The organism is Shewanella sp. GJ50-10 (assembly GCF_055808815.1).
The window spans coordinates 3,003,582-3,026,203 of record NZ_JBVVSS010000001.1 but is presented as its reverse complement, the minus strand read 5'-3'; the positions used below and the strand labels follow the sequence as shown (position 1 = coordinate 3,026,203).

At 40.0% G+C, this 22,622-nt stretch carries 18 protein-coding genes and 1 riboswitch; of the genes, 11 read left to right on the top strand and 7 right to left on the bottom strand.

Annotation, left to right across the window (positions count from 1 at the left end):
• The first annotated feature begins 403 nt into the window (after positions 1 to 403).
• From AC0L4E_RS12740 to AC0L4E_RS12730, 3 genes are all read left to right on the top strand, one after another.
• Positions 404 to 1,153 carry an electron transfer flavoprotein subunit beta/FixA family protein gene (locus tag AC0L4E_RS12740; protein WP_473679481.1) on the top strand — a complete coding sequence of 250 codons (750 nt, stop codon included), beginning with the start codon at positions 404 to 406 and terminating at the stop codon, positions 1,151 to 1,153.
• 2 nt (positions 1,154 to 1,155) lie between these two features.
• Entirely contained in the window at positions 1,156 to 2,079 is a 924-nt protein-coding gene (locus AC0L4E_RS12735) for an electron transfer flavoprotein subunit alpha/FixB family protein (RefSeq protein ID WP_220755591.1), read from the top strand.
• An 891-nt stretch (positions 2,080 to 2,970) separates the two neighbouring features.
• A riboswitch (Lysine riboswitch) is annotated at positions 2,971 to 3,191 on the top strand.
• Positions 3,192 to 3,267: 76 nt separating this feature from the next.
• Entirely contained in the window at positions 3,268 to 4,824 is a 1,557-nt protein-coding gene (locus tag AC0L4E_RS12730; RefSeq protein ID WP_473679480.1) for a Na+/H+ antiporter NhaC family protein, read from the top strand.
• Positions 4,825 to 4,998: 174 nt separating this feature from the next.
• Here the strand turns inward: AC0L4E_RS12730 and AC0L4E_RS12725 are convergent, their stop codons facing one another.
• A complete protein-coding gene (locus tag AC0L4E_RS12725) occupies positions 4,999 to 7,134 on the bottom strand; it encodes a M3 family metallopeptidase (RefSeq protein WP_473679479.1) in 2,136 nt (711 codons plus the stop codon).
• Between the two features lie 351 nt (positions 7,135 to 7,485).
• Here AC0L4E_RS12725 and AC0L4E_RS12720 point away from each other — a divergent pair, with 351 nt between their 5' ends.
• Positions 7,486 to 8,064: a thymidine kinase gene (locus AC0L4E_RS12720; RefSeq protein ID WP_473679478.1), complete on the top strand. Its 579-nt coding sequence runs from the start codon at positions 7,486 to 7,488 to the stop codon at positions 8,062 to 8,064.
• Between the two features lie 191 nt (positions 8,065 to 8,255).
• Here the strand turns inward: AC0L4E_RS12720 and AC0L4E_RS12715 are convergent, their stop codons facing one another.
• Both AC0L4E_RS12715 and AC0L4E_RS12710 read right to left on the bottom strand, forming a co-directional pair.
• Positions 8,256 to 10,046 carry an acyl-CoA dehydrogenase C-terminal domain-containing protein gene (locus AC0L4E_RS12715; protein ID WP_473679477.1) on the bottom strand — a complete coding sequence of 597 codons (1,791 nt, stop codon included), beginning with the start codon at positions 10,044 to 10,046 and terminating at the stop codon, positions 8,256 to 8,258.
• A 212-nt stretch (positions 10,047 to 10,258) separates the two neighbouring features.
• Entirely contained in the window at positions 10,259 to 11,167 is a 909-nt protein-coding gene (locus tag AC0L4E_RS12710; protein WP_473679476.1) for an alpha/beta fold hydrolase, read from the bottom strand.
• A 218-nt stretch (positions 11,168 to 11,385) separates the two neighbouring features.
• Between AC0L4E_RS12710 and AC0L4E_RS12705 the strand changes: the two genes are divergently transcribed.
• The gene (locus AC0L4E_RS12705) at positions 11,386 to 11,982 is read left to right on the top strand and encodes a TlpA family protein disulfide reductase (RefSeq protein ID WP_473679475.1); all 597 of its coding nucleotides are present in this window, start codon (positions 11,386 to 11,388) and stop codon (positions 11,980 to 11,982) included.
• A gap of 154 nt (positions 11,983 to 12,136) precedes the next feature.
• Here the strand turns inward: AC0L4E_RS12705 and AC0L4E_RS12700 are convergent, their stop codons facing one another.
• Positions 12,137 to 13,480, bottom strand: coding sequence for a coproporphyrinogen III oxidase family protein (locus AC0L4E_RS12700; RefSeq protein ID WP_473679474.1), 1,344 nt, complete (start codon positions 13,478 to 13,480; stop codon positions 12,137 to 12,139).
• Positions 13,481 to 13,948: 468 nt separating this feature from the next.
• Here AC0L4E_RS12700 and AC0L4E_RS12695 point away from each other — a divergent pair, with 468 nt between their 5' ends.
• The 3 genes from AC0L4E_RS12695 (at position 13,949) to AC0L4E_RS12685 (ending at position 15,907) form a co-directional block, all read left to right on the top strand.
• Positions 13,949 to 14,440 carry a DUF1097 domain-containing protein gene (locus AC0L4E_RS12695; protein WP_473679473.1) on the top strand — a complete coding sequence of 164 codons (492 nt, stop codon included), beginning with the start codon at positions 13,949 to 13,951 and terminating at the stop codon, positions 14,438 to 14,440.
• A 335-nt stretch (positions 14,441 to 14,775) separates the two neighbouring features.
• Positions 14,776 to 15,225, top strand: a complete 450-nt coding sequence (locus AC0L4E_RS12690; protein ID WP_473679472.1) for a hypothetical protein — start codon at positions 14,776 to 14,778, stop codon at positions 15,223 to 15,225.
• 280 nt (positions 15,226 to 15,505) lie between these two features.
• Complete coding sequence (locus AC0L4E_RS12685; RefSeq protein ID WP_473679471.1) at positions 15,506 to 15,907, top strand: hypothetical protein; 402 nt, start codon at positions 15,506 to 15,508, stop codon at positions 15,905 to 15,907.
• Positions 15,908 to 16,060: 153 nt separating this feature from the next.
• Here AC0L4E_RS12685 and AC0L4E_RS12680 read toward each other — a convergent pair whose 3' ends face one another.
• The 3 genes from AC0L4E_RS12680 to AC0L4E_RS12670 all read right to left on the bottom strand — a co-directional run bounded on the left by AC0L4E_RS12680 (position 16,061) and on the right by AC0L4E_RS12670 (position 19,245).
• Complete coding sequence (locus tag AC0L4E_RS12680) at positions 16,061 to 17,362, bottom strand: hypothetical protein (RefSeq protein ID WP_473679470.1); 1,302 nt, start codon at positions 17,360 to 17,362, stop codon at positions 16,061 to 16,063.
• 328 nt (positions 17,363 to 17,690) lie between these two features.
• Entirely contained in the window at positions 17,691 to 18,239 is a 549-nt protein-coding gene (locus tag AC0L4E_RS12675; protein ID WP_473679469.1) for a hypothetical protein, read from the bottom strand.
• 235 nt (positions 18,240 to 18,474) lie between these two features.
• The gene (locus tag AC0L4E_RS12670) at positions 18,475 to 19,245 is read right to left on the bottom strand and encodes a sulfite exporter TauE/SafE family protein (RefSeq protein WP_299573569.1); all 771 of its coding nucleotides are present in this window, start codon (positions 19,243 to 19,245) and stop codon (positions 18,475 to 18,477) included.
• A gap of 336 nt (positions 19,246 to 19,581) precedes the next feature.
• On the opposite strand from AC0L4E_RS12670, the gene azu reads away from it, so the two are divergent.
• The 3 genes from azu to AC0L4E_RS12655 all read left to right on the top strand — a co-directional run bounded on the left by azu (position 19,582) and on the right by AC0L4E_RS12655 (position 22,584).
• On the top strand, positions 19,582 to 20,049 hold the full coding sequence (azu, locus tag AC0L4E_RS12665) for an azurin (RefSeq protein WP_473679468.1): 468 nt from the start codon (positions 19,582 to 19,584) through the stop codon (positions 20,047 to 20,049).
• Positions 20,050 to 21,497: 1,448 nt separating this feature from the next.
• Positions 21,498 to 21,704 carry a hypothetical protein gene (locus tag AC0L4E_RS12660; protein WP_473679467.1) on the top strand — a complete coding sequence of 69 codons (207 nt, stop codon included), beginning with the start codon at positions 21,498 to 21,500 and terminating at the stop codon, positions 21,702 to 21,704.
• Between the two features lie 511 nt (positions 21,705 to 22,215).
• Positions 22,216 to 22,584 carry a hypothetical protein gene (locus AC0L4E_RS12655; RefSeq protein ID WP_473679466.1) on the top strand — a complete coding sequence of 123 codons (369 nt, stop codon included), beginning with the start codon at positions 22,216 to 22,218 and terminating at the stop codon, positions 22,582 to 22,584.
• The last annotated feature ends 38 nt before the right edge of the window (positions 22,585 to 22,622 follow it).

The window sequence follows — 22,622 nt, the reverse complement described above, 5'->3', positions numbered from 1 at the left end:
TAATTCTGTGGCTATTAAATAATACTTATCAAAACTCTTGATTGTTTAATTGTAATCAACCGAAAGTGTAAATTGATTTGACCATTTAAAATGTTAAAAAAATAATAGTAGAAAAACACGGTTACTTGAATCGGCTTTAATAATAGAAACTAAACTTGTTTGGATCAAATAAAAAAATCATTAAATGAACAAAAATTAAATAAAAATGCGCAATTAAAGCGATAGATTAATAAATTATTACAAAATACAACTTATTTAGAAGCATCAACTTAACCAAAAAAATATAAAACAAGTGTTTGACTTCGGTTGACGTTAACGTTAACAGGACGTAAAGTTGTGCCATATTGCATTGGTGACAACCAATGTGCCATCCACATACATTGAAGGTGTAGAAGGAAATCCCATGAAAGTATTGGTGCCTGTAAAGCGCGTAGTCGATGCCAATGTGAAAGTCAGAGTAAAGGCTGATAACACAAATGTTGATACTGCTAATTTGAAAATGGCGTTAAACCCATTTTGTGAGATTGCTGTAGAAGAAGCAGTTCGATTGAAAGAAGCGGGAAGTGCGACAGAGATCGTGGTTGTCAGTATTGGAGCAAAAGCTGTGCAAGAACAGCTACGTACGTCAATGGCGCTGGGTGCAGACCGCGCTATTCATGTGCAAACAGATGAAGAGTTAGTGCCTTTATCGATTGCTAAAATTCTTAAAGCTGTGCAAGAAAAAGAACAAGCGGACTTAGTGATTTTTGGCAAACAGTCAATTGATGGCGACAATAACCAAACAGGTCAAATGCTTGCTGCATTAACCCAAATGCCTCAAGCCACGTTTGCATCAGAACTTAAGTTAAGCGCTGATGGCGCTGAAGTCACCCGTGAAGTGGATGGCGGTTTACAAACACTTAAAATGCCGCTTCCTGCTGTTGTGACAGCAGATTTGCGCCTAAATGAACCACGTTACGCTTCACTACCAAATATTATGAAAGCAAAGCGTAAGCCGCTTGAGACGCTTTCAATTGACGATTTAGGTGTGAGCTTAAAAGCACATCAAAACATCGTTAAGGTGACACCTCCTGCTGAGCGTCAAGCTGGGATCATGGTGAGTTCAGTAGCTGAGCTAGTTGAAAAGTTAAAAAATGAAGCGAAGGTGATCTAATTATGGCCATTTTAGTATTAGCAGAACACGACAATGCAAGTTTGAAGCTAGACACTGCAAAAGTGGTTAGCGCGGCTACAGCTATTGGTAGTGATGTTCATGTATTAGTTGCTGGCAGCGCATGCGGTGCAGCAGTTTCTGCTGCTCAAGCATTAACAGGTGTAAGTAAAGTATTAGTTGCTGATTCAGCTGCTTATGAAGCGCAAATGGCTGAAAACTTATCTGAGTTAGTGGTTAAGCTTGCTGGAGATTACGACTATATTGTTGCAGCTGCCACCAGTGTTGGTAAAGATACACTTCCTCGCGTTGCTGCACTTTTAGATGTAGCACAAATATCTGAAGTGATTGAAGTGGTTAGCGCAGATACGTTTGTGCGTCCTATTTATGCAGGCTCAGCCTTAGCGACAGTGCAAAGCTTAGATGACAAAAAAGTATTAACCGTTCGTACCAGTGCGTTTGATGCTGCGGGTAATGAAGGTAGTGCTGAAGCTGTTACCGTTGATTTTGTTGCTGAAGCTAAAACCGTGTTTGTTTCACAAACACTCACTGAGTCTGAACGTCCTGAATTGGGTAGTGCAGGTGTGATTGTTTCTGGTGGCCGCGGTATGGGCAGTGGTGAAAACTTTGCTATTTTAGAAGCGTTAGCAGACAAAATGACTGCAGCAGTAGGTGCATCTCGCGCCGCTGTTGACGCTGGTTTTGTACCGAATGATTTACAAGTAGGCCAAACAGGTAAGATTGTTGCGCCTGACTTATATATCGCTGTCGGTATTTCTGGTGCTATTCAGCATTTAGCGGGTATGAAAGATTCTAAAGTCATTGTTGCTATTAACAAAGACCCTGAAGCGCCAATTTTCCAAGTGGCTGACTATGGTCTTGAAGCTGATTTATTCGATGCTATCCCAGAATTAACCAACGCATTATAACTATCGCTGACAGTCCCCAGTCTGCTCCCTGTGGCTGTTATTGATTTGATATGAGTGATTGGACTAAAAAGGTTTTTGTCTTACAGGCAAAAACCTTTTTTAATGCCTAGAAAAACAATTAGGTATATTTGGGAAGCTATTGAACAGAATTTTATCGAGTATGATTGGATTTATTTGGGGCTTATTGGCTGAATTTATGCAAATTAAATCGCTATCAATTCCTTATTTGTTTAAAGTTCTTATTTAGCTAATGTCTCTTTAATAACTAAAGTCTTCTTTATCTGCTGAAGGTATTCTAATTCGCTGAAGGCTCTTTATTAGTTGAAAGCTCTTTAAATCGCTGAAGGCTCCATATTATTTACCAGTTATTTAAATAGTCTCGAATTTACTCATATTCAATATTTTAGTTTCCTAATGTAAATGTAAAATATTCTTAGTTAAGTATATGCTCTAATTAATCAGCCTCAGTTATTTTTCATAGCTTAATGGTTAATTTGGCAATGCGATATAAGGCCCATTTACCAGCTTGTTTACCTTAATAACCATCAGTGGCACTTTCTAATGCGGCAGTTTATTACTAAGTGCATCAACTGAATTAATGACAGTGAAAGTTATCATCTTCAATCAATTGCTAGAACTGCGAAACTAACCTCATCAATTAATAAAGAAAGCATAAAGCGGCATAATGAAGTGAAATGGTCGTTATTGATGGATAAACCTTCGTTTGCTAACAAATCGTTACACCACTGATAAGCTGCTGTGGTGTTTTTTGGTTGTGATGTTATTTCTCACAAGATAAGCTACTTTTATCTGGTAATTAACCTCGTGCTTATGTTTGTATAGTGGCGTGTAGCAGCAGAGAGCTTCAAATCAGGCTCTCGCACTGCTGAATACATAAGTAGAGGCGCATCAAATATCAGTAAGGTTAGGTTGGGTGATACCAATAACTTAGCGTGAAAGGATTTGGTGCCGAAGTGAACAGGTTATATCAATGCCGTTTGCTGGGGCAGTTTCCGAAAGGGGCTGCACTGTCATAGTAATTTTTATCCGTGAGGATAAAACAATGGATATCGATGTTGATATCGATATTACTGTGGAGTGCTACTGAAAAGATCCTTGTCTTCGCTTCCTGCGTTGTCTTGCCTTATCAGTTATCCTCCATTCGTACTCAACGAAGAAAATATAAAAATGATGATAACAAGTTATGCCGATTCGGCACTTTCGCTTTTGCCTCCTGTAGTGGCAATTATTTTAGCAGTGGTAACACGTAAAGTTCTTCTTTCACTTGGCTTAGGTATTCTTGCTGGTGTTGTACTTTTAAGTGACTTTTCGTTTGGTGCGGCTGCAAGTCATTTAGTTAGCACTGTGACAAGCTTAGTGTGGGATGACGGCGCGTTAAACGCGTGGAATCTACAGATTATTGGCTTCTTAGTGGTATTAGGGATGATCACCGCATTAATCACTGTAAGTGGTTCTGCACGAGCATTTGCCGATTGGGCACATCAGCGTATTCGTAATAAACGTGATGCTAAGCTGATGACTATGTTTTTAGGTTGTGTTGTCTTCATTGATGATTACTTTAACAGTATTGTTGTTGGTTCAATCGCTCGTCCTATTACAGATCGCTATCATATATCTCGCGCAAAACTGGCTTATTTATTAGATTCAACTGCTGCGCCAGTGTGTGTTATCTCGCCAGTTTCAAGTTGGGGCGCGTATATCATCGCACTTATCGGCGGCATCTTAACAGCACATGGTTTTGCTGACACGGGTCATTTAAGCGTGTTCCTGCAAATGGTACCGATGAATTTCTACGCCATTTTTGCTCTATTATTATTACTTTGTGTTGCTATCTTCGGTTTAGATATCGGCCCAATGCGTCAACATGAACGCAATGCCCAAAAAGGTGAGTTGTTTGACGAAAGCAAAGGCTTACCACCAGGTGCAACAGCTGATTTACCAGAAGCAGATACTGGTAAAATCATGGGCTTGTTCCTACCAATTTTTGTATTAGTTGCTGCAACGATTTACTTTATGGTTTCAACAGGTGCTGATGCACTTGCTAGCGAAGGCCTTAAGTTCAGTGTGTTAGGCGCATTTGAAAACACCGAAGTTAGTGAGTCATTATTTTACGGTTCATTAGTGGGTTTAGTGGTTACTGTACTGCTAACAATCCAACAAAAAATCAGCACTAGCATGATGTTTACTGGCCTTAAGGTCGGTGCCAAATCAATGCTTCCAGCTATTTATATCTTGTTATTTGCTTGGACTATCGCATCTGTGATTGGCGAGCTTGAAACAGGTAAGTACATGGCAAGCCTTGCGACTGGTAATATTCCGTTTGCATTATTACCTGCTGTATTATTTTTACTGGCTGGTTTAACCGCATTTTCAACCGGCACTAGCTGGGGTACATTCGGTATTATGTTACCAATCGCTGCCGATATGGCGATGGGCAGTGACAGCACTATGATGTTACCAATGCTTGCTGCAGTATTATCAGGCGCGGTATTTGGCGACCATTGTTCACCAATCTCAGATACCACAATTTTGTCTTCAACTGGTGCAAGTTGTCATCACCTTGACCATGTTATGACCCAATTACCTTACGCGGTTATTGTGGCGGTATTAAGCTTAGTGGGCTACACAGTACTTGGGTTTACTGGTTCTGTTGCTATGGGCTTTATTACTTGTTCTGTATTGTTTGTATTGGCTGTATTAGGGCTAAAAATTGCAACCAAGTAATGCTATTGAAGAGCTCTTTTGAAGGGCTCTTGTGAAGGGTTCTTGTAAAGAGACCTTAAAGTAACTATTTATAAATTGCTTTAGACTTTAGACTTTAGAGTTTAGAAAGTAAGCCATAAAAAATGCCACTCAATCGAGTGGCATTTTTGTATGTGGGTTATTCAAATCTTAGATTTATTTTAGTCCACGACGTTCTAGCAGGCCATCTGTCGTCGGTGCTTGGCCTCTGAAGTTTTGGTAAGCTTCCATTGGCGGTACACTGTTGCCCACTTCACGGATAGTTTTTCTGAACTTCATGCCGATTTCACGGTTTAAACCACCTTGGGTTTGCACGTAAGCAAAGGCATCAGCAGCTAGGATTTCACTCCACATGTAAGCATAGTAACTTGCTGAGTAACCACCAGGGAACGCATGGGCAAAGTAAGTTGAGCGGTAACGAGGCGGTACTGCTGGTAAATCTACGCCATGTTTCTTAAGTGCATTAGCTTCAAAGGTTTCAACATCTAGCAGCGGTGCATTAGCATCTAATGCGTGCCATTCTAAATCAAGTAGCGCAGCTGACATGTACTCTAAGGTATCAAAACCTTGGTTAAAGCTTCTTGATGCTAATAACTTTTGCAGTAAATCATCAGGAATTGGCTTACCTGTATCATAGTGTTTAGCGTAATTGGCTAATACTTTAGGGTGCGCAGCCCAATCTTCTTCAAATGTTGATGGGAATTCAACAAAGTCGCGAGATACAGAAGTGCCCGCAAGTGATGGGTATTTCACTTTTGAGAACATGCCGTGAGTACCGTGACCCATTTCATGGAACATGGTGGTTGCTTCATCGTAGCTGACAAACGTAGGTTGGCCTTCTGGCGCCTTTTTAATGTTCATCACGTTTACTACAACAGGCTTTTGGTTTAGTAACTGAGATTGCCCCACAAACGAGCTCATCCAAGCGCCGCCACGTTTGCCTTCACGGGCAAAGTAATCAGCGTAGAAGATTGCCATGCTGCTGCCATCTTCATCGAACATCTCGTAAGCTTTTACATCAGGATGGTATACAGGTAAATCTGGACGAGGCTTAAGCGTTACGCCGTAAAGCTCTTGAAGGGTAAAGAATACGCCGTCTTCTAATACACGGTTAAACTCAAAGTAAGGCTTGATTGATGCAGCATCAAGATCGAATTTTTCTTTACGTACTAACTCAGCATAATAAGCCCAATCCCATGGCGCTAAAGTAAAATCACCGCCTGTTTTGTTGATCATCGCTTGAATGTCAGCAGCTTCTTTTTGGGTGTTTTCAACAACGGCTGGCACCATTGAACCGAACATGTCGTATACCGCTTCTGGTGTTTTAGCCATTTGCGGTGCTAAGCGGTAATCAGACCAAGTGTCAAAACCAAGCAAGTTAGCTTTTTTAGCTCTTAACTGGGCTAAACGTGCCACTAAAGAAGCGGTCTCGTTATCACCTGTCAATCCGCGATTAGCTGATGCTTCCCAAACCTGTTGGCGTAGTTCACGGTTATCTAGCTGGGCTAATACAGGCTGGCGTGTCGTGTTGGTGATGTTGAGAAGGTATTGTCCTTCAAGTCCAGCCGCTTCAGCGTCAGCTTTTGCCGCTGCAATGGCTGATTGGGATAAACCTGCAAGTTTGCTTTCATCATCGACTTTAACTGCAATCTCTTTGCTGAGTCTAAGTAGTCGCTGAGCAAACTCGTTGGTTAATGTTGATTGCTCTTCATTCAAGTCACGAATTTTTTGTTTTTCAGCTTCTGTAAGTTTGGCTCCAGCAAGGACAAAACGCTGATGATAAACTTCCACTAAGCGGGTTTCTTCTGCGGTTAATGAACTGGTAGTGCGGCTATCGTAAATTGCTTGAATACGGCTGAATAACTCAGGGTTGAGGTTAATATTATCTGAGTGTGCCGCCATTTTTGGCGCCATAATTCCTTGAACTTTTCGAAGTTCTGGATTGCTGTTTGAGCCCGTTAGGTTATAAAAAATGCTAGAAGTACGAGTGAGTAATGTACCGCTTTTTTCCATTGCGACAATGGTGTTTTCAAATGTTGGCGCCGCTGGGTTATTGGCGATATCTAAAATTTGCTGATGATGCTGGGCCATACCAAGCTCAAGCGCTGGTTGGTAATGTTCATCTTTTAATTGGCTAAAATCAGGCGCTTGATATTGCAAGCTACTGGCTTGCAGTAATGGATTTTGAAGCTGCACTTGAGCTCCTTGTTCTGCGCTGTCTGAATGGGTGTTACTGCAACCGCTTAATGCGAGTGTAGTAGCAATGGCTACTGCGACAATTGATTTATGCATCGACTTTCTACTTCCTTAATTATAGTTGTTCATGCAATTTATCAATTGTTTCTTAATCGTATATGAAGATTTTGCACTTTCGTGATACCTGTAGCTGTTGTGAAGCATTATGGCCTGAAAATTGTGATCTAATTCATTGCAAAATGTAAATATTGTTAACGTTTTGAGGCTTTAAAGAAGGGCAGGATTGGATGTATTAGCGAGCTGTTAAGAGGTTTGAGGGTGATGAATATGAATAACCTTACAAGAAATACTGCTAGCTGCCTCACGCTATTTAATCCCAGCGTGGCTTATCTATAAATCGATTCAATGATAGACTAAGCACGATTATAACAATAAGGATCTCCTGTTTTGGCACAACTTTATTTCTATTATTCGGCAATGAATGCCGGCAAATCAACATCACTTCTACAATCATCTTATAACTACCGTGAACGCGGCATGAATACGCTTGTAATGACAGCGTCAATCGATGATCGATATGGTGTGGGAAAAGTTGCCTCTAGAATAGGGATCGAAACTGAAGCGCATGTTTTTGGCGCTGAAGATAACTTATCAAAGATGATTGAAACTGAGCTTGAAACCCAAAAGTTACACTGTATTTTAATTGATGAGTCGCAGTTTTTGAGTAAAGAGCAAGTGAAGCAGTTAACTCATGTGGTGGATAATTTAGATATTCCAGTACTTTGCTATGGCCTTAAAACTGATTTCCAAGGCGAGCTGTTTAGTGGCAGCCAGTACCTATTAGCATGGGCTGATAAATTGGTGGAGTTAAAAACCATTTGTCATTGCGGCCGTAAAGCTAACATGGTGGTACGTCTTGATGGAAATGGCAAACCAATGCGCGAAGGTGAGCAGGTGGCTATTGGTGGTAACGAAAGCTATGAGTCTGTGTGTCGTAAGCATTTTCGTGAATTTATTTGGGATTAATAAGCCCAGTTACCAGTCAATAGGTTACGAGCCAATAAGCCTCGAGCAATAAGCAACGAGCCAATAAGTAATATGGCAATTTGAATAAATAAACAGCGCCTATTGGCGCTGTTTTTGTTTAGCTTTCATTTTGCTCATCAGCGGTTTCATATCATGTTAATTGATGTTGATACCGCTAAATTAACGCGTTATTAAAAGTCAGCTTCGTCAAAACCTGCAATCTGTGCGCTACTCATTTCAACTTGCTTACGCAAGCTGCGAGTTTGGCATCCCCAATAACTCATGTAAAAAGAAGCGGTATTCAATTTAGCTTGATAGAAGGCGAGTTCATCGGTGCCTGCTTCAATCGCAGCAAGAGACGTTGCCGCAATACGCGACCACATCCACGCAAGAGCGCTAATGCCAAATAACTGCATATAAGGCATTGATGCAGCGCCAATCATATCGGGGTTCGTTGCTGCTGATTTGGCAATAAAGCCAGTGGCTTTTTCTAAGTCGCCCGCAGCATCCATTAGCCCTGCAATATAAGGCTTCATGGCATCATTGGTGCTGTGTTCACCAATGAACTGTTTGACCATATCTGACCACAAGCTCAGGGTAGCGCCTTTATCTGAGAGTAATTTACGTCCGACAAGATCTAAGGCTTGTACGCCGTTAGTGCCTTCGTAAAGCATAGCGATACGAATATCACGGACAAACTGCTCCATGCCCCATTCGTTAATATAGCCGTGGCCGCCATAAACTTGCTGTGCATCGACACAAGCTTTAAATCCTTGGTCGGTAACAAAACCTTTGACGATAGGGGTAAATAGAGCGGCCAGAGCTGATGCCTGTTTGGCTTTAGCTGGATCGTTATGACGCTCTGCTTGGTCTAGCCATAACGCCTGCTGACCCATTAATGCACGAGTGCCTTCATTGAATGATTTCTGTGACAGCAACATACGGCGGACATCGCCATGGACTAAAATTGGATCCGCGGCTTGGTCGGCTTGCTTAACGCCAGATAATGCGCGGCCTTGAATACGGTCTTTGGCGTAAACTAACGCATTTTGGTAGGCAATATCAGATACACCTAAACCTTGAATACCAACACCTAGTCTGGCTTGGTTCATCATAGTGAACATGGCTTTTAAGCCTTGATGGGGCGCGCCGACTAATTCGCCTACAGCGCCATCAAATAGCATTACGCAAGTTGAATTACCGTGAATACCCATTTTATGTTCAAGAGCGGTAGCGCTTAAGCTATTGGCTTTACCTAATGAGCCGTCATCATTGACCATAAATTTAGGTACAGCGAATAATGAGATACCTTTAACGCCATCTGGAGCATCAGGTAATTTGGCTAACACAAGATGAATGATATTTTCAGCTAAGTCGTGATCGCCAGAAGAGATAAATATCTTTTCGCCGCTAATAGCAAACGTGTCATCGCCAAGAGGCTTGGCTTTGGTGCGTAGTAAGGCTAAATCAGTACCCGCATGGGACTCTGTGAGGTTCATGGTGCCAGTCCATTCACCGCTGACAAGCTTTTCTAAATACTTTTGTTTGAGTGCATCACTGCCATGAACATGAATGGCTGAATAAGCGCCATGGGTTAATCCAGGGTACATAGCAAAAGCCATGTTGGTGGCGGTTTTCATTTCGGTAGCGAAGGTGCCAATGACTTCGGGTAAGCCTTGTCCGCCGTATTCAGGGTCGCAGGTAAGCGTTGCCCAACCATCATCAATGTATTTCTGGTAAGCGGCTTTAAATCCTTTTGGGGTGATCACTTTGCCGTTTTCAAGCTTGCAACCTTCAAGGTCGCCAGAGGCGTTTAATGGCAACATGATGTCGGTGGTGAAATCTGCCACCCCTTGTAAAATCGCATCGGTCAATTCAGGGTCGATTTCGTCAAACCCTTGCAGGTCTGTTTGCTGATATATATTGAGTAACTCAGATAAGATGAACTGGTAGTCGCGCAGGGGAGCTTGATAAATCGGCATATTACGGTCCTTTGTTGTTTGCTATCTGTCAAACTGCCGATACTAGCTAAGCAAGGTTAACAGATTCCATGACTGTCTATTTCTTTATTGTTTTAGTGTCTTTTATTGCAAATTTTAGCTTATTCTTTAAGCGTTAAAACTACCTTAACCAATTTCGAGTAAAAACTCAGCTTTATTTATTGGGTAATATATTGTATTAGTAATTAGGTCGATTATTCATTGATAATTTGGTGCATTTTCCAAAAATCGAATGCATGTTCTAATACTTGTTCTGGTGCTTCCACTTGAGGGTAATGACCAACACCTGCAAGGCTAATGGTGTCTGGATTAGGGATTAACTCTTGATAGCGCTTTAACATATCTCGACCGGAAATTGGGTCTTCTAAACCGTTAATAAATCGCATTGGTGTTGTATTTTGTTGTAGTGCGCCGACCCAACGGTCGCGATGCTTAACTCGCAGTTTCATGTACTGAATCAGCTTATGAAAGATACGGTTGCCTTGATTATGTTGGATCAATTGCCAGTATTTTCGCAGCTCATTTTCTTCAATTTTGATACTACAAATATTGTCGAAGTTACGTTTAAAGGCGTTATAACCCATAGCTTTAGCCACAATAAAGCCAATAGGACTAAGTAACAGCTTTTGGATTAGAATTGGATGAATCACCTCTGGGAATATGCCACCATTAAGCAATAAACTACTCAAAATTTCGAATGTCACAGGGGTATTGTGTTGCTTGGCATCACCTTGTCGTGCAAGTAACTCTTGGGTGACGGTATTACCGTAATCATGGGATAAAATATGAAGCTTTTCGATACCTATTGAAGCGACAACATCTTCAACTAAATTAGCTTGTGCATCAAAAGAGTAGGGGAATTCAGTTGGTTTATCGGAATAACCAAAGCCCATCATATCTAACGTAATCAAATGAAAATGCTGACTTAACTCATCCCAAATAGGCTGCCAGTCGTAACTGCTGGTTGGAAAGCCATGAATTAGTAGTAATGCAGGTTGAGTCTTATCACCTGTCTGTTTTACAAAGACATTACTCTCAAAATGTTTCGCAAAACAGTGTTTATGAAAGTAGCCATCATTCAGCCATTGCGTTAATTTCTGCATACATAATCCATTATTTTTTATTTAAAACTAACCTGATTAGACCAGTTTGTAAAACGCCTCAAAAATTAGTTCCTCATCATAAACTGCTATCTATTTTTGCTGCTTTAATGAAATAAATCGTGAATAGAAAATATACTTTAGTCGGTCTTAATATTGGAGTGCACATTCATAAGCAGACATAAGCAATCATTAGCGATTTTTTTATTAGGATGAAACATATGAAGACTAGCCAAGCGATATTAAGCCCAACATTAAAGGATAAACCCTTGCTGCGTATTAACGAGCTGCACCGTGAGTTACTAGGGGTGATAATGACCTTTTCAGTGTTGATTTTGTTATTGGTATTTTTCTCTGCTGAAGTGCGCGCTGATGATTCTCAATCCACTCTTGATTATGACTTTCCTCAAGCGAAGGCTTTTACTCTTAATGATGCTGAAGGAAACGAGTGGTCATTTGCAGAGCATGCAGGTAAACCCATCGTTATTCATTTTTGGGCGACCTGGTGCCCTTACTGTAAAAAGCTGCAACCTGGACTTGAAAGATTGCGGTTAGCTCACCTTGATAGCGATCTTGAAATGATTGCTATCAGCTTTAATGAAGACAAAGGGGCAATGCCTGCAGCTGTATTAGCAGAACGGGGGATTGGCATGAAAACCTTGGTTGAGGGGGACAGTGTTGCAGAGCTTTATGGCGTAACAGGTACACCCACCACAGTGTTTATTAACCGCGCTGGACAGTTAGTATGGTTAACACGGATTTCAGATCCTGACTCACCTAAATTAGCTCAAGCGATAGAGTTTCTATTATCTGAGTAATAGTAACAATGGCTGGACTTTCGAACCGCATTAGCAATTATTACCCCGCAATAGTGTTTATTACGGGGTGATAAATTATCGATATGCCCTTATGCCGTTTTGTAAGCTATACCTTTCGATACCCATGGCATTAGATACATCTGACATTTGAAAATCATGAAGTGATGATAGCTGACGCTTGGTTATTGCCTTCAGTTTCTCCGATAGACATAGTTAGCGGTAATTCTCTTGCTTGTTCCCGCAAGTAGTCCATTCCCGCAAGAAAGCCTGAGAACATTTTCAATGCGATAAACTGTCCTTCAACAGTAGTTTTGTAGTTATTGCCCTGTTTATTTAGTGCTCCGGCAGAAATTAAATAACTCATTTCAAGCGGAAATGCTTGCCACAAAGATTTACCCGTGTGGGCTTTAAATTGTTGGTTATCTAACAGGCCGTGACCCATCATCATCATTAAATGATGCTGCATTAGTGCTTTTGCTTCTAATGGCTTGGTGTAACACGTGCCCGTATGGCCAGCTTCAATACGGCTAATATAGTCAGGAATATCAAAACTTGAAATTCTAAACTGCTCGCCAAAACGGCCAAATGCGCCAGAACCTACTCCAAAACAGTCTTCACCGTCTAAGACATATTTGTTTTCTACTGGCTGACCAAAGTTGCGGCTGAATGTCCAAGGGAACTCCATGATATAACGTTCGCCCATGGCTTCTTTTACCGCTAAAAACTGTGGCCATAAATCTTCAGGGTTACCTGCTAAACAACCCGCTTTTTTACGGTTTTGGCCAATGCCAACGGTTAAAGGGTAAGTCGTTATTTGGTCAGGGCTTAAACGAATGGTTTGGGCTAAATCGCTGGCTACCGTTTCAGGAGTTTGCATTTTAAAGCCGTACATCATATCTAAGTTAACTGTTGGGATAACCTCTATCGCACGGCTAACATATTCAGCCTGTTGCAAGCCGCTGCCGAACTTTTCAAAGCGGCCACTGGCTTTTAAAATCTTGTCATCAAAACTTTGTACGCCAATCGACATGCGATCTACTAAGCCTTTTAGTAAATGTGGATTACCTTCCTTAAAATAGATAGGGTCACTTTCACAAGAGACTTCACGAACGCTAGTTATCGACTTAATCATTTCAATGGTTTCAATTAACTCATCTTCTAGGATCGTCGTGGTGCCGCCTCCGATATACACCCGATTAAAGCGATAGCCTTGAGCGATAACCATGCGGATTTCTTGTCTTAATGCTTTGAAGTAGGCCTTAGCAACGCCCTCATTAAATTTAATTTTATGGAATGAACAAAAACGGCAAAGGGTGTGACAAAAAGGAATATGGATATATAAGGTTTCAATTGGCTTGTCAGGTACAGCCAATTTGGTCACATCTTTTAAAGCCACGGCATCTTTTAAACTTAATGATTGCTTGATAGTCATGCCCATTGCCCAGTCAAGACTGCTGGTGGCTAGGTTCAACCTTGATGTTGATAAGAATTTTTTCATGAGTTGCCCTTAGACTTTAAGTTTACCAATGGGATGCATTCATATATCAACAGCAGTCATTGGTTTTATGCTAATTCAGTAGATTGATATCAGCCTAAATTAGCCAATCATTCCAAACTGTTGCATAAAGCATGAAAATACAAAAATCTACAAATATGGCGTCACTGAATAGTAAAAATTTGACCCCTATCACTTGTTCGAATACAAACTCAATGGCTAATTTAAATTAATGTTTAGGCTTAACTTTTCTGAATTAAACAAAAAACAACTTTAAGATCTAAATGTGGGTATATTTTGAATTAGTAATACCGAATGTTTGCAATGGCTTAATTTATTGTTTGCTGGTTTATTCTACAAAAGTAGGCCTAGATCGCTTTTTTTGTCGGTTAAATAGCGTAAATTACCCTTGATTATGCAATTATAAGAACGCTAAGTTTTTATTTGAAAACTATTATCAAGGGGTTATCTATGGAACATCGTTGGCAAATAGCCATATCAGCAGGATTACTGGCAGCTTTATGGGCTGGGGTTGCGGATGTATTTCAGTTAGTCACTTGGGTAGGTTTCTTAAGTTGCAGCACCTTTTTTGCTCAAACAGAAACTGGCGTTAAAGGCATGTTCATGGCCATGAGTACCAATCTATCTGGTGTATTTTGGGGCTGGTTGATTATTTCGGGTAGCGGCTTCTTTATATCTCCTATGGTGGGTTACGCCTTTACTGGTGTTGCTACAGCGGCTATGTGTTTGCAAGCAAGCTATCAGAAATTAGTGTTTATTCCCGGTGCTTTTATTGGTTGCTGTATTACTTTCGCTTTAGGTGCCGACTTAGCTGCAATATTACCGCCATTATTAATGGGGGCTGTACTGGGTTACAGTATGAGTTTATTAACTGGCCAATTGATCAGTGTTACGCCTAAATTTCAAAGCTTGTTTGCTGCAAATACTGCAAAAGAGCTTTAATATCGGCTATATGTTTGAGTAAGACTAAAGTGATATGAATTCTTAATCTTAATACCGCTTTCATAGCGGTATTTTTATGAGAGTTATTTGGCTTTTATCTTGCGCTTGATTATTTACATATTTATTAACTCATTTTTTATTCCTTTATCTTCAGTTGTTTGTATCACTTTAGTCTTACTTTTTTCGTGGGGAAAGACTGAGATGAATTATAATGAACTGATAAGCCTCAGCTTTATTTTTCGTAATGTATTTATAACCCTTTCGACTATACTCTTTAAGCTTATTTGGTTAAAAAATAAGCAGGTTAATTTAATTAACGATTAGGAGTGAGCGAAATGAACAAGACCTTAATAATTGCATTATGTGTTTTATTTAGTAGTTCCGTTTTTTCAAAGGATAGATTGGAGGTATACCAAGATTACGATCTAGGCACCGAACTCATGATGATGACGACAGTTAAAGTTGATCCGAATATGGGGGACATTTACCTAGCAGGATTGCAAAGCAGTTGGGTTAAAGCTGTCAAGATTCAAAAAGAGCTTGGCTTTATTAAAGATTGGAAAATATACGGCAGTGATCTCGCAACCAGCGGAGATTTCAACATGCTGCTTGTAGTGAGCTTTGAAAATGCTGCTGACATTGAGCCTAACAAGGAGAAATATCAAAAGTTCATGGAGAAATGGAGTGACTCAGATGAAAAAATGTCTAATGAAATTTCAGCCAAATACCCAGAAGTAAGAACCTTAACCGGTGAATATAGAATGCGAGAAATTATCTTAAAATAAGGTAATCGGGACTTGTTCATGCAGTACCGACGAATTTGAATAGGTTCCGTACTAGTAGGTTATTGTTTTAACTGTTATTCGTACTTTTTATTTTCCTTCCCCGCCCCAATTAGCTTCGTTTCATTTGTGTAAAATGCTATTAAATCGATAGGGAATCGTTACCAGTATGCTTTGCTGGTAATGACTATTTGTTTAGATCTTGCTAGTTTTTTATTTCGAATTTACTCTGGTATTTAAACTCGTTAGGATGGCGCTTTTTTAAAATACAGCAAGGTTCAATATGAAGTCTGCAACACTGTTTATCTCAATCATTTTCTTAATAACCTTAACCCTCACACCCAAAGCGAAAGCAGCGCCTGAAGTCGGCTTAATGGTGGGTAGCGATTCTGGTATTAATGTCAAAATGGATAACTACAAATTTGGTGTTGGTTTCGATGACTTGTCATTTACTCTTGATAAAACCTTTAACTTTAAAGGCCACCCTCATTTTTATTGGGGTATTGGCGGTAAGATTGCTGATGGTAATAAAGATGATATTCAGCTTGCAGGTAGAGCAGTATTTGGTGCACACACTAAAGTAGAGCGCTTTACTTTTTTCATCGAAGCCCAGCCAACACTGTATTTACTTGATGATGTGAAAGTAAAACTAGAAGCTATTGGTGGCGTTAGATACCATTTTTAATGAGTGTTAAATATCATTGGCTGACATTGTGTTGCAGTTAATGGAATATAAGTTAGCTATCTTGAAAATAAATTCAGCTCGCGATTAACAAGTTAAAAGCGAGCTGAATCAGGTTTATACCTATATCTTATCTATATTGTTAGTTTGCTGTGTTTAATTTCGTTGGAAAGACATTTGCGTATCGAGGTTTCCATCGCCATCTTCATCAATACGTAAGAGCAAAGTATTGCCTTGCGCAGACATTGTAAATGTTGGGCCACCTTCACCAGTAAAACCAGATAAGCCTGTATCGCCATTACTATCAAATGTTTGGCTAACAGTGACTTGATTTGATTCTGCATCGACACTGTAAGTTCCCCATTCCATACCTGAATCTTCAGTTGCATCATCTTGGTCAACTTCGGCATGAATGTATGTACCATCGGCGTTAAATAACAACATTAGCAAATCATTTTCATCAACTAATTGGTCGTCAATTGCTTTAATTAACCAGGTTCCGACAAGATTATCATTAGCTTGTTTATCAAAGGTTAAGCTGTCATCAATTGTGTCATTGGCATCTTCATCAATAGAAAGAACTAATTGTTCTTCAATAACTTCGGCAAATAATAAAGGCGCACCAACTGTGTCAGTAAAGTCAGTCAAACCTGTATCGCCGTTGCCATCAAATATTTGGCTGGCAGTGACGCGGTTGGTTTCACTATTACGGATATATGTTCCCCATTCCATTCCTGATTCTTCTTCACTATCATCAGAGTCAACTTCGAAATGAGCATAGGTACCGTCATTGAAAAAGACTAAAGTCAGTAAGTCATTTTCATCTTCTGCATAATTCCAGGTGCCAACAATACCAACTTGAACGTTGTTTAATGCCATTTGCTCTGATAAATGTTCTACAGCATCGGTGGTGTCAACTAAGCTGGTTACCGCTGTATCTTGGCCGCCATTTTCAATGGTTGCTTTGACTGCAGAGTCTTCAGCAAAAGCTTCAGAAGCTAAGTTAAAATCTACTGGTTCAGCTGTTGCGGTGGCGGTATCTGAGATAGTAATACCATTAGATGTATCACCATCTTGATCGAGTGTTTGTAATAACCTGGCAATATTTACTACCTGATCATCATCGATATTTTCAGATTCAGCAATATTGAAAGGGGTAACCACTCCTGATGCAGGTGTTGCTGGGAAGGTAAGGTCGCCAATAAAGAAAGTGACGCTTTCTCCTTCAATATACTTGTATCTGCCTTCATCGTCGGTCACGCCAGTTTGAGTCTCTGTTCGGTAACCAATACCAATGACTGCACTATCGATAATAATCCCCTCAATCAGCGTAGGAGCTGGCGTTTCTTCTTCAGGCTGGGGTATTTCAGGTTCAGGTCTTGGAGTTTCAGAGTCATCGCTACTACCGCAACCCAACAGTAAACTTGAGATGAGTAGGGCTATTAGTTTATTGGACATTTTTCTCTCCTTAGAAATTGTCGAACCACCTATTGTTTCATTAGGTGACCATTTTTAAGGTCAAAAAATAGGTAAATCGGCAAGCTTTACCATAGTGAGTTTATGGTTTCGGATATCATCACTTTTCTTTGGTACTCACAAAAAGCTAAAGTGGCTACCTTAGCTATTTGCTTTTCAGGGGCTAATTGAATTTATATTATGATTAATAATTAACCACAATAAGACTAACTGGTGATTTGTATCTCTATAGGTCTGAGAAAGTTGTAAGGTATTGTAATTATTCTAATAGTTTCTTTTTGGTATAGCTTTTTTTAGCAGTGTTACCCCGTTATCGCTTAAATGCTTGTCTGACTTTAGTGACAAAATTAAGCTTTAAGGCTTGTTTGCTAGAGAGTAAATCAGGCTGAAACTGTGCGATTAAGCGGTACAAATGATAATGAGTGACTTTTTTAGCGACAAACCAATCGAGTCGGATAAATGAACCACGTAAAGTAGAACGTTCAAAGTCGACTAAGCCTAATTTATTCTTATTATCAACAATGATATCTCGTATAGGTAATGCGTGACGGGCAACACCTGCATCGAGCATTTTGTTCACTATGACAATCAAATCTTTTAAGTTATCACGGTTTAAATGAGCAGGGGTTTTACCTGAAATCTTTGACATCATCAGCGTCTTTTTAGCGTCATCACAACTCAGTAAATTCGGTATACCATTAATCTTCTTGAGCCTCACTAATGACTCTTTTTCGATGTTATAACGGCTAATGTATTTGCGATAAGGTTTAAAATGCTTCTCTACTGAATCATTACCAATCGCGAGGTACATTTTTTCAGTATCGTAAATTCCGTTTACTATTTCTGTCTGGGTTTTCATTGAGAGTTGTTTCTTGTTAAAGAGTTATTTCAGTTTATTTTAGTTTAAGTCCCTTCGGTATAGCACTTTTGACTGAAGGTTATAAGAGAGTTTTACTTTGCTTAAACCCCAGTCTGTTACTACGGTAACAAAACGGTGACTTGCTAGAAACCATAGACTTATATCCGCAATCATCACCGATTTGTTGTTAATAAAGAAACCAGAATTTGAGTGGCTAACTATATGCTTCTAATTTTTAAAGATATGTGGAGATAAAGAAGTAGCCGGTAATAGCGCAGCTAATTGCAATCACAAACGTTCTCATGTGTTTTGCTGATATTTGCTTAGATATATGTGCAGACATATAACCGCCAATTAGAGTGCCAACTAAAACAACAAAACCTTCGAACCATGCGATGGCATCATTATAAATAAACAAAATGATGGCAATGAGTGACACTGAAGAGGAAATCACTAATTTAAGGCCATTCATCGCATTAATATTTGTGTGGCCTGCTAAAGCAAGATAACTCAGCCCGATAATCCCTAAGCCGGCATTAAAAAAACCACCATAGGTACAAACCAATAGCAGCACTAAAAACAATAGCACAGCGCCAAATTGTGAGGCGTATTTATGCTTGCCTGACAAGCTGCTGACCCATTTGTTAATTTTAGAACCAAAAATAAACAGCACTGTGGCAAATAGTAATAACCAAGGAATGGCTTCTTGAAATAAAGCTTCTGGGGCAATGAGTAATAACCAAGCCCCTAAGCTGCCACCGAGTAAACTGGCGCCTATGATGATAGTTAACTCTTTTTTGTGTGCTTTTAGTTCATGTCTAAATGCAAAAGCGCCACTAAGGTATCCTGCGAGAGAAGAAAACGTATTGGTCGCATTTGCCATAATAGGTGGCACGCCAACAAACAGTAGTGCTGGGAAGGTGATAAAGCTGCCACCGCCGGCTAATGAGTTTAATACTCCACCCAAAAAACCTGCAACTAACAGCAATACGACATCAAAGGTCATTTAAGTCACCAAAAATAAAGGAATAGGTTGCGAGGAAAGCTCGCAATAACAGTGTGGGCAATCATACAGGCTTTGTTGTAATTGAATATTAAATAATAGTTCTTTAAAGCACACTTTTTGAAAGGCTTCTTTAAAGGGGAATAGAGGAAGTTTGAGAATTAAAAATCAATTTACCATTAAGATTTCAAGTGGTGCTTTATTTTTACTAAAGACTTTAGCTAATAAACCTTTAATTAATTTACAATTGATAATCATTCTCATTTGTTTGGTATTGTTTTAGTATGCCCTTGTTTTGCAGAAACACTGCAATTAATAATCATTTCAGAAGGGAATAACATGACTAATATTATTAAGATAGCTATAGCTGTGGGTTTAATAGTAATGAGCTTAAATGCCAATGCTAATACGACTGAAAGTAAGTGTGAACTGACCATCACTGCTAATGATGCTATGCAATTTGATAAGAAAGCGTTATCAGTACCAGCAAGCTGCAAAGAGGTGACGTTAAATCTAAAGCATTCTGGTAATTTGCCTAAAACGGCAATGGGTCATAACTGGGTATTAAGCACAGCTGATAATGTGCAAGCGATTGCCAATGATGGCATGACGGCAGGGGCTGATAACAGTTATATAAAAGCGGGCGATGAAAGAGTGTTAGCGCATACTGATGTAATTGGCGGCGGTGGTTCTACGTCAATTACTTTTAGTATTGACGGATTAGACAGCTCGGCAGCTTACCGATTTTTTTGCTCATTCCCAGGCCACTGGGCAATTATGCAAGGTAGTTTTGTAATAGAAGCTTAGTGATTGTTTTAAGGCAATGAGCTACCAGTCATAATGATTTAATATCGTGATACTTCGTATCAGCTGTATAAGGATATACGAATGTCACGATGACATGGATGCTTGCTAATGACCTACGGTCACCAAGATTTAAAGTCGTGGTGCTTCGCCCACACCAGACGAAAGGGAAACAACAGCATTTCCCTTCTCGACATCCCTTGCCGCTCCGACGAAGTGTTGATCTTCATGCTAAATAAGCGAATTTGCTACCGCCTCAGATTCGCATCTTCTGTATATGGATATACGAATGTCACGATGACATGGATGTCAAAGAGTGACCATGGCTCAACTGAGGCTATGTCGGCGACGATAGGCCGGATGTTTGCTTATGACCTACGGTCACGAAGATTTAAAGTCGTGGTGCTTCGCCCACACCTGACGAAAGGGAAACAACAGCATTTCCCTTCTCGACATCCCTTGCCGCTCCGACGAAGTGTTGATCTTCACGCTAAATAAGCGAATTTGCTACCGCCTCAGATTCGCCATCCATGGCTCAATCTGAGGCTATGTCGGCGTCCTGCCTCCATCACGCAAATTAGCTTAACGCATTCAGACACTTCCAACGGAGATCATCGAGCCAGCAGGTTAATTTGGTAATGGATAGAGAAAGTTTGATCTGACCCGACTTATTCACGACTTATTGCATCTGACGTATATGGATATACGAATGACATGGATGACCTGTCGGTCACGAAAATTTAAAGTCGTGGTGCTTCGCCCACACCAGACGAAAGGGAAACAACAGCATTTCCCTTCTCGACATCCCTTGCCGCTCCGACGAAGTGTTGATCTTCATGCTAAATAAGCAAATTTGCTACCGCCTCAGAATCGCCATCCATGGCTCAACTGAGGCTATGTCGGCGTCCTGCCTCCATCACGCAAATTAGCTTAACGCACTCAGACACTTCCAACGGAGACCATCGAGCCAGCAGGTTCATTTGATGTTGGATAGAGAAAGTTTGTTCTGACCCGACTTATTTTGGATATACGAATGTCACGATGACATGGATGCTTGCTAATGACCTACGGTCACGAAGATTTAAAGTCGTGGTGCTTCGCCCACACCAGACGAAAGGGAAACAACAGCATTTCCCTTCTTGACATCCCTTGCCGCTCCGACGAAGTGTTGATCTTCATGCTAAATAAGCGAATTTGCTACCGCCTCAGATTCGCCATCCATGGCTCAATCTGAGGCTATGTCGGCGTCCTGCCTCCATCACACAAATTAGCTTAACGCATTCAGGCACTTCCAACGGAGACCATCGAGCCAGCAGGTTAATTTGGTGTTGGAAAGAGAAAGTTTACTCTGCCTCCACTTATCCTACTCAGACCCCACTTATCCCAAGACTGTTTACTCTGATCCCATTTATTTTTAAAGTGTAATTAAGTTTTTCCTCAAAGTGAGCAAGATGGCTACTAATAAAGTTAAATGGAATGGAAGAAAAGGGACAGTTAAATTATCCATATTTGTAGTTATCATTATTGCTTTAAATGTTCTGACATACATGTATAAAGATTTAATGCTTTACGGTTATATTTTTTATAGCAGTGATTATAAAGAAGATAATAAGGTCGTATTGTTTTCAGATGAAAGTGGTGGCAATCAGTCATTTTAACTGAGTGATTACTATGTCATAGCTCGAAGGGAGCCTAGCGTACAGTATCTCGTTTACACTAGTTTATTAGTATATGAGGATGGCGTTATTAGAATTGATAATCTATCCGTTAACAAAAAAGAGCTAATAGAAAAATTGTATTCTGAGCATTATATTGAAGATATTTACGTTATAGAAAACTGTTCTGTATTTAGGTTTATTAAACCTTTTAAGGGGGTTGAGCATGAGTATCTTGCGCTTCTAGACGGTGTTCAAGCTGTATTGTCATTTGATAGTAGCGATGGCGAAGGAGGTAGTGCCTCTGAAATATGTAATATTTTTAAGAATGTGGATAGTTAGTCTAGTTTAAGAACCTTGCTGTTTCTATATCGTTTGCTTTTTAGGCACTTTCAACGGAGACCATTGAACCCGCAGGTTCATTTGGTATTGGATGGGTAACTAATGACCTATCGGTCACAAATATTTAAAGTCGTGGTGCTTCGCCCACACCAGACGAAAGGGAATTATATAAATGGAAAATCCTTATAAAGGCTGTGAGCGTCAAGATACCTATTCTTTTATACAGTCGGCTATAATTCCAATAATGTTTATGCAGGGAAGTATTTTTTCCACTTTTTCGGAACATTATGTTGTAGGAACCGTATGCGGGATTATATTTTTACTCGTTCTTTTTTCACAGGAAGAAATAAAACTGTTTAGATATGATGCAGATTTTAAACTTATTTTCTTATGTGTTTATGCTTCCACTGGATTGTATTCAGCAATCTTAGGTTTCTTTGATAAATTATCACCAATGTCGATTCTTATAGTGATTGATATCAGTTGGGTTATGTATATTTATTATGTATACGGAAGAGTTTATTTAGAAGGCAATAAGTGAAGAAAATAAGTTTAGGTAAAGTAAATTGAATCTCTAAT

What these genes read in the sequence shown, in the direction of transcription:
- AC0L4E_RS12740 (WP_473679481.1), top strand. Translation starts at nt 404, where the DNA reads ATGAAAGTATTGGTGCCTGTAAAGCGCGTAGTCGATGCCAATGTGAAA.
- AC0L4E_RS12735 (WP_220755591.1), top strand. Translation starts at nt 1,156, where the DNA reads ATGGCCATTTTAGTATTAGCAGAACACGACAATGCAAGTTTGAAGCTA.
- AC0L4E_RS12730 (WP_473679480.1), top strand. Translation starts at nt 3,268, where the DNA reads ATGATGATAACAAGTTATGCCGATTCGGCACTTTCGCTTTTGCCTCCT.
- AC0L4E_RS12725 (WP_473679479.1), bottom strand. Translation starts at nt 7,134, where the DNA reads ATGCATAAATCAATTGTCGCAGTAGCCATTGCTACTACACTCGCATTA.
- AC0L4E_RS12715 (WP_473679477.1), bottom strand. Translation starts at nt 10,046, where the DNA reads ATGCCGATTTATCAAGCTCCCCTGCGCGACTACCAGTTCATCTTATCT.
- AC0L4E_RS12710 (WP_473679476.1), bottom strand. Translation starts at nt 11,167, where the DNA reads ATGCAGAAATTAACGCAATGGCTGAATGATGGCTACTTTCATAAACAC.
- AC0L4E_RS12705 (WP_473679475.1), top strand. Translation starts at nt 11,386, where the DNA reads ATGAAGACTAGCCAAGCGATATTAAGCCCAACATTAAAGGATAAACCC.
- AC0L4E_RS12700 (WP_473679474.1), bottom strand. Translation starts at nt 13,480, where the DNA reads ATGAAAAAATTCTTATCAACATCAAGGTTGAACCTAGCCACCAGCAGT.
- AC0L4E_RS12695 (WP_473679473.1), top strand. Translation starts at nt 13,949, where the DNA reads ATGGAACATCGTTGGCAAATAGCCATATCAGCAGGATTACTGGCAGCT.
- AC0L4E_RS12690 (WP_473679472.1), top strand. Translation starts at nt 14,776, where the DNA reads ATGAACAAGACCTTAATAATTGCATTATGTGTTTTATTTAGTAGTTCC.
- AC0L4E_RS12685 (WP_473679471.1), top strand. Translation starts at nt 15,506, where the DNA reads ATGAAGTCTGCAACACTGTTTATCTCAATCATTTTCTTAATAACCTTA.
- AC0L4E_RS12680 (WP_473679470.1), bottom strand. Translation starts at nt 17,362, where the DNA reads ATGTCCAATAAACTAATAGCCCTACTCATCTCAAGTTTACTGTTGGGT.
- AC0L4E_RS12675 (WP_473679469.1), bottom strand. Translation starts at nt 18,239, where the DNA reads ATGAAAACCCAGACAGAAATAGTAAACGGAATTTACGATACTGAAAAA.
- AC0L4E_RS12670 (WP_299573569.1), bottom strand. Translation starts at nt 19,245, where the DNA reads ATGACCTTTGATGTCGTATTGCTGTTAGTTGCAGGTTTTTTGGGTGGA.
- azu (WP_473679468.1), top strand. Translation starts at nt 19,582, where the DNA reads ATGACTAATATTATTAAGATAGCTATAGCTGTGGGTTTAATAGTAATG.
- AC0L4E_RS12660 (WP_473679467.1), top strand. Translation starts at nt 21,498, where the DNA reads ATGGCTACTAATAAAGTTAAATGGAATGGAAGAAAAGGGACAGTTAAA.
- AC0L4E_RS12655 (WP_473679466.1), top strand. Translation starts at nt 22,216, where the DNA reads ATGGAAAATCCTTATAAAGGCTGTGAGCGTCAAGATACCTATTCTTTT.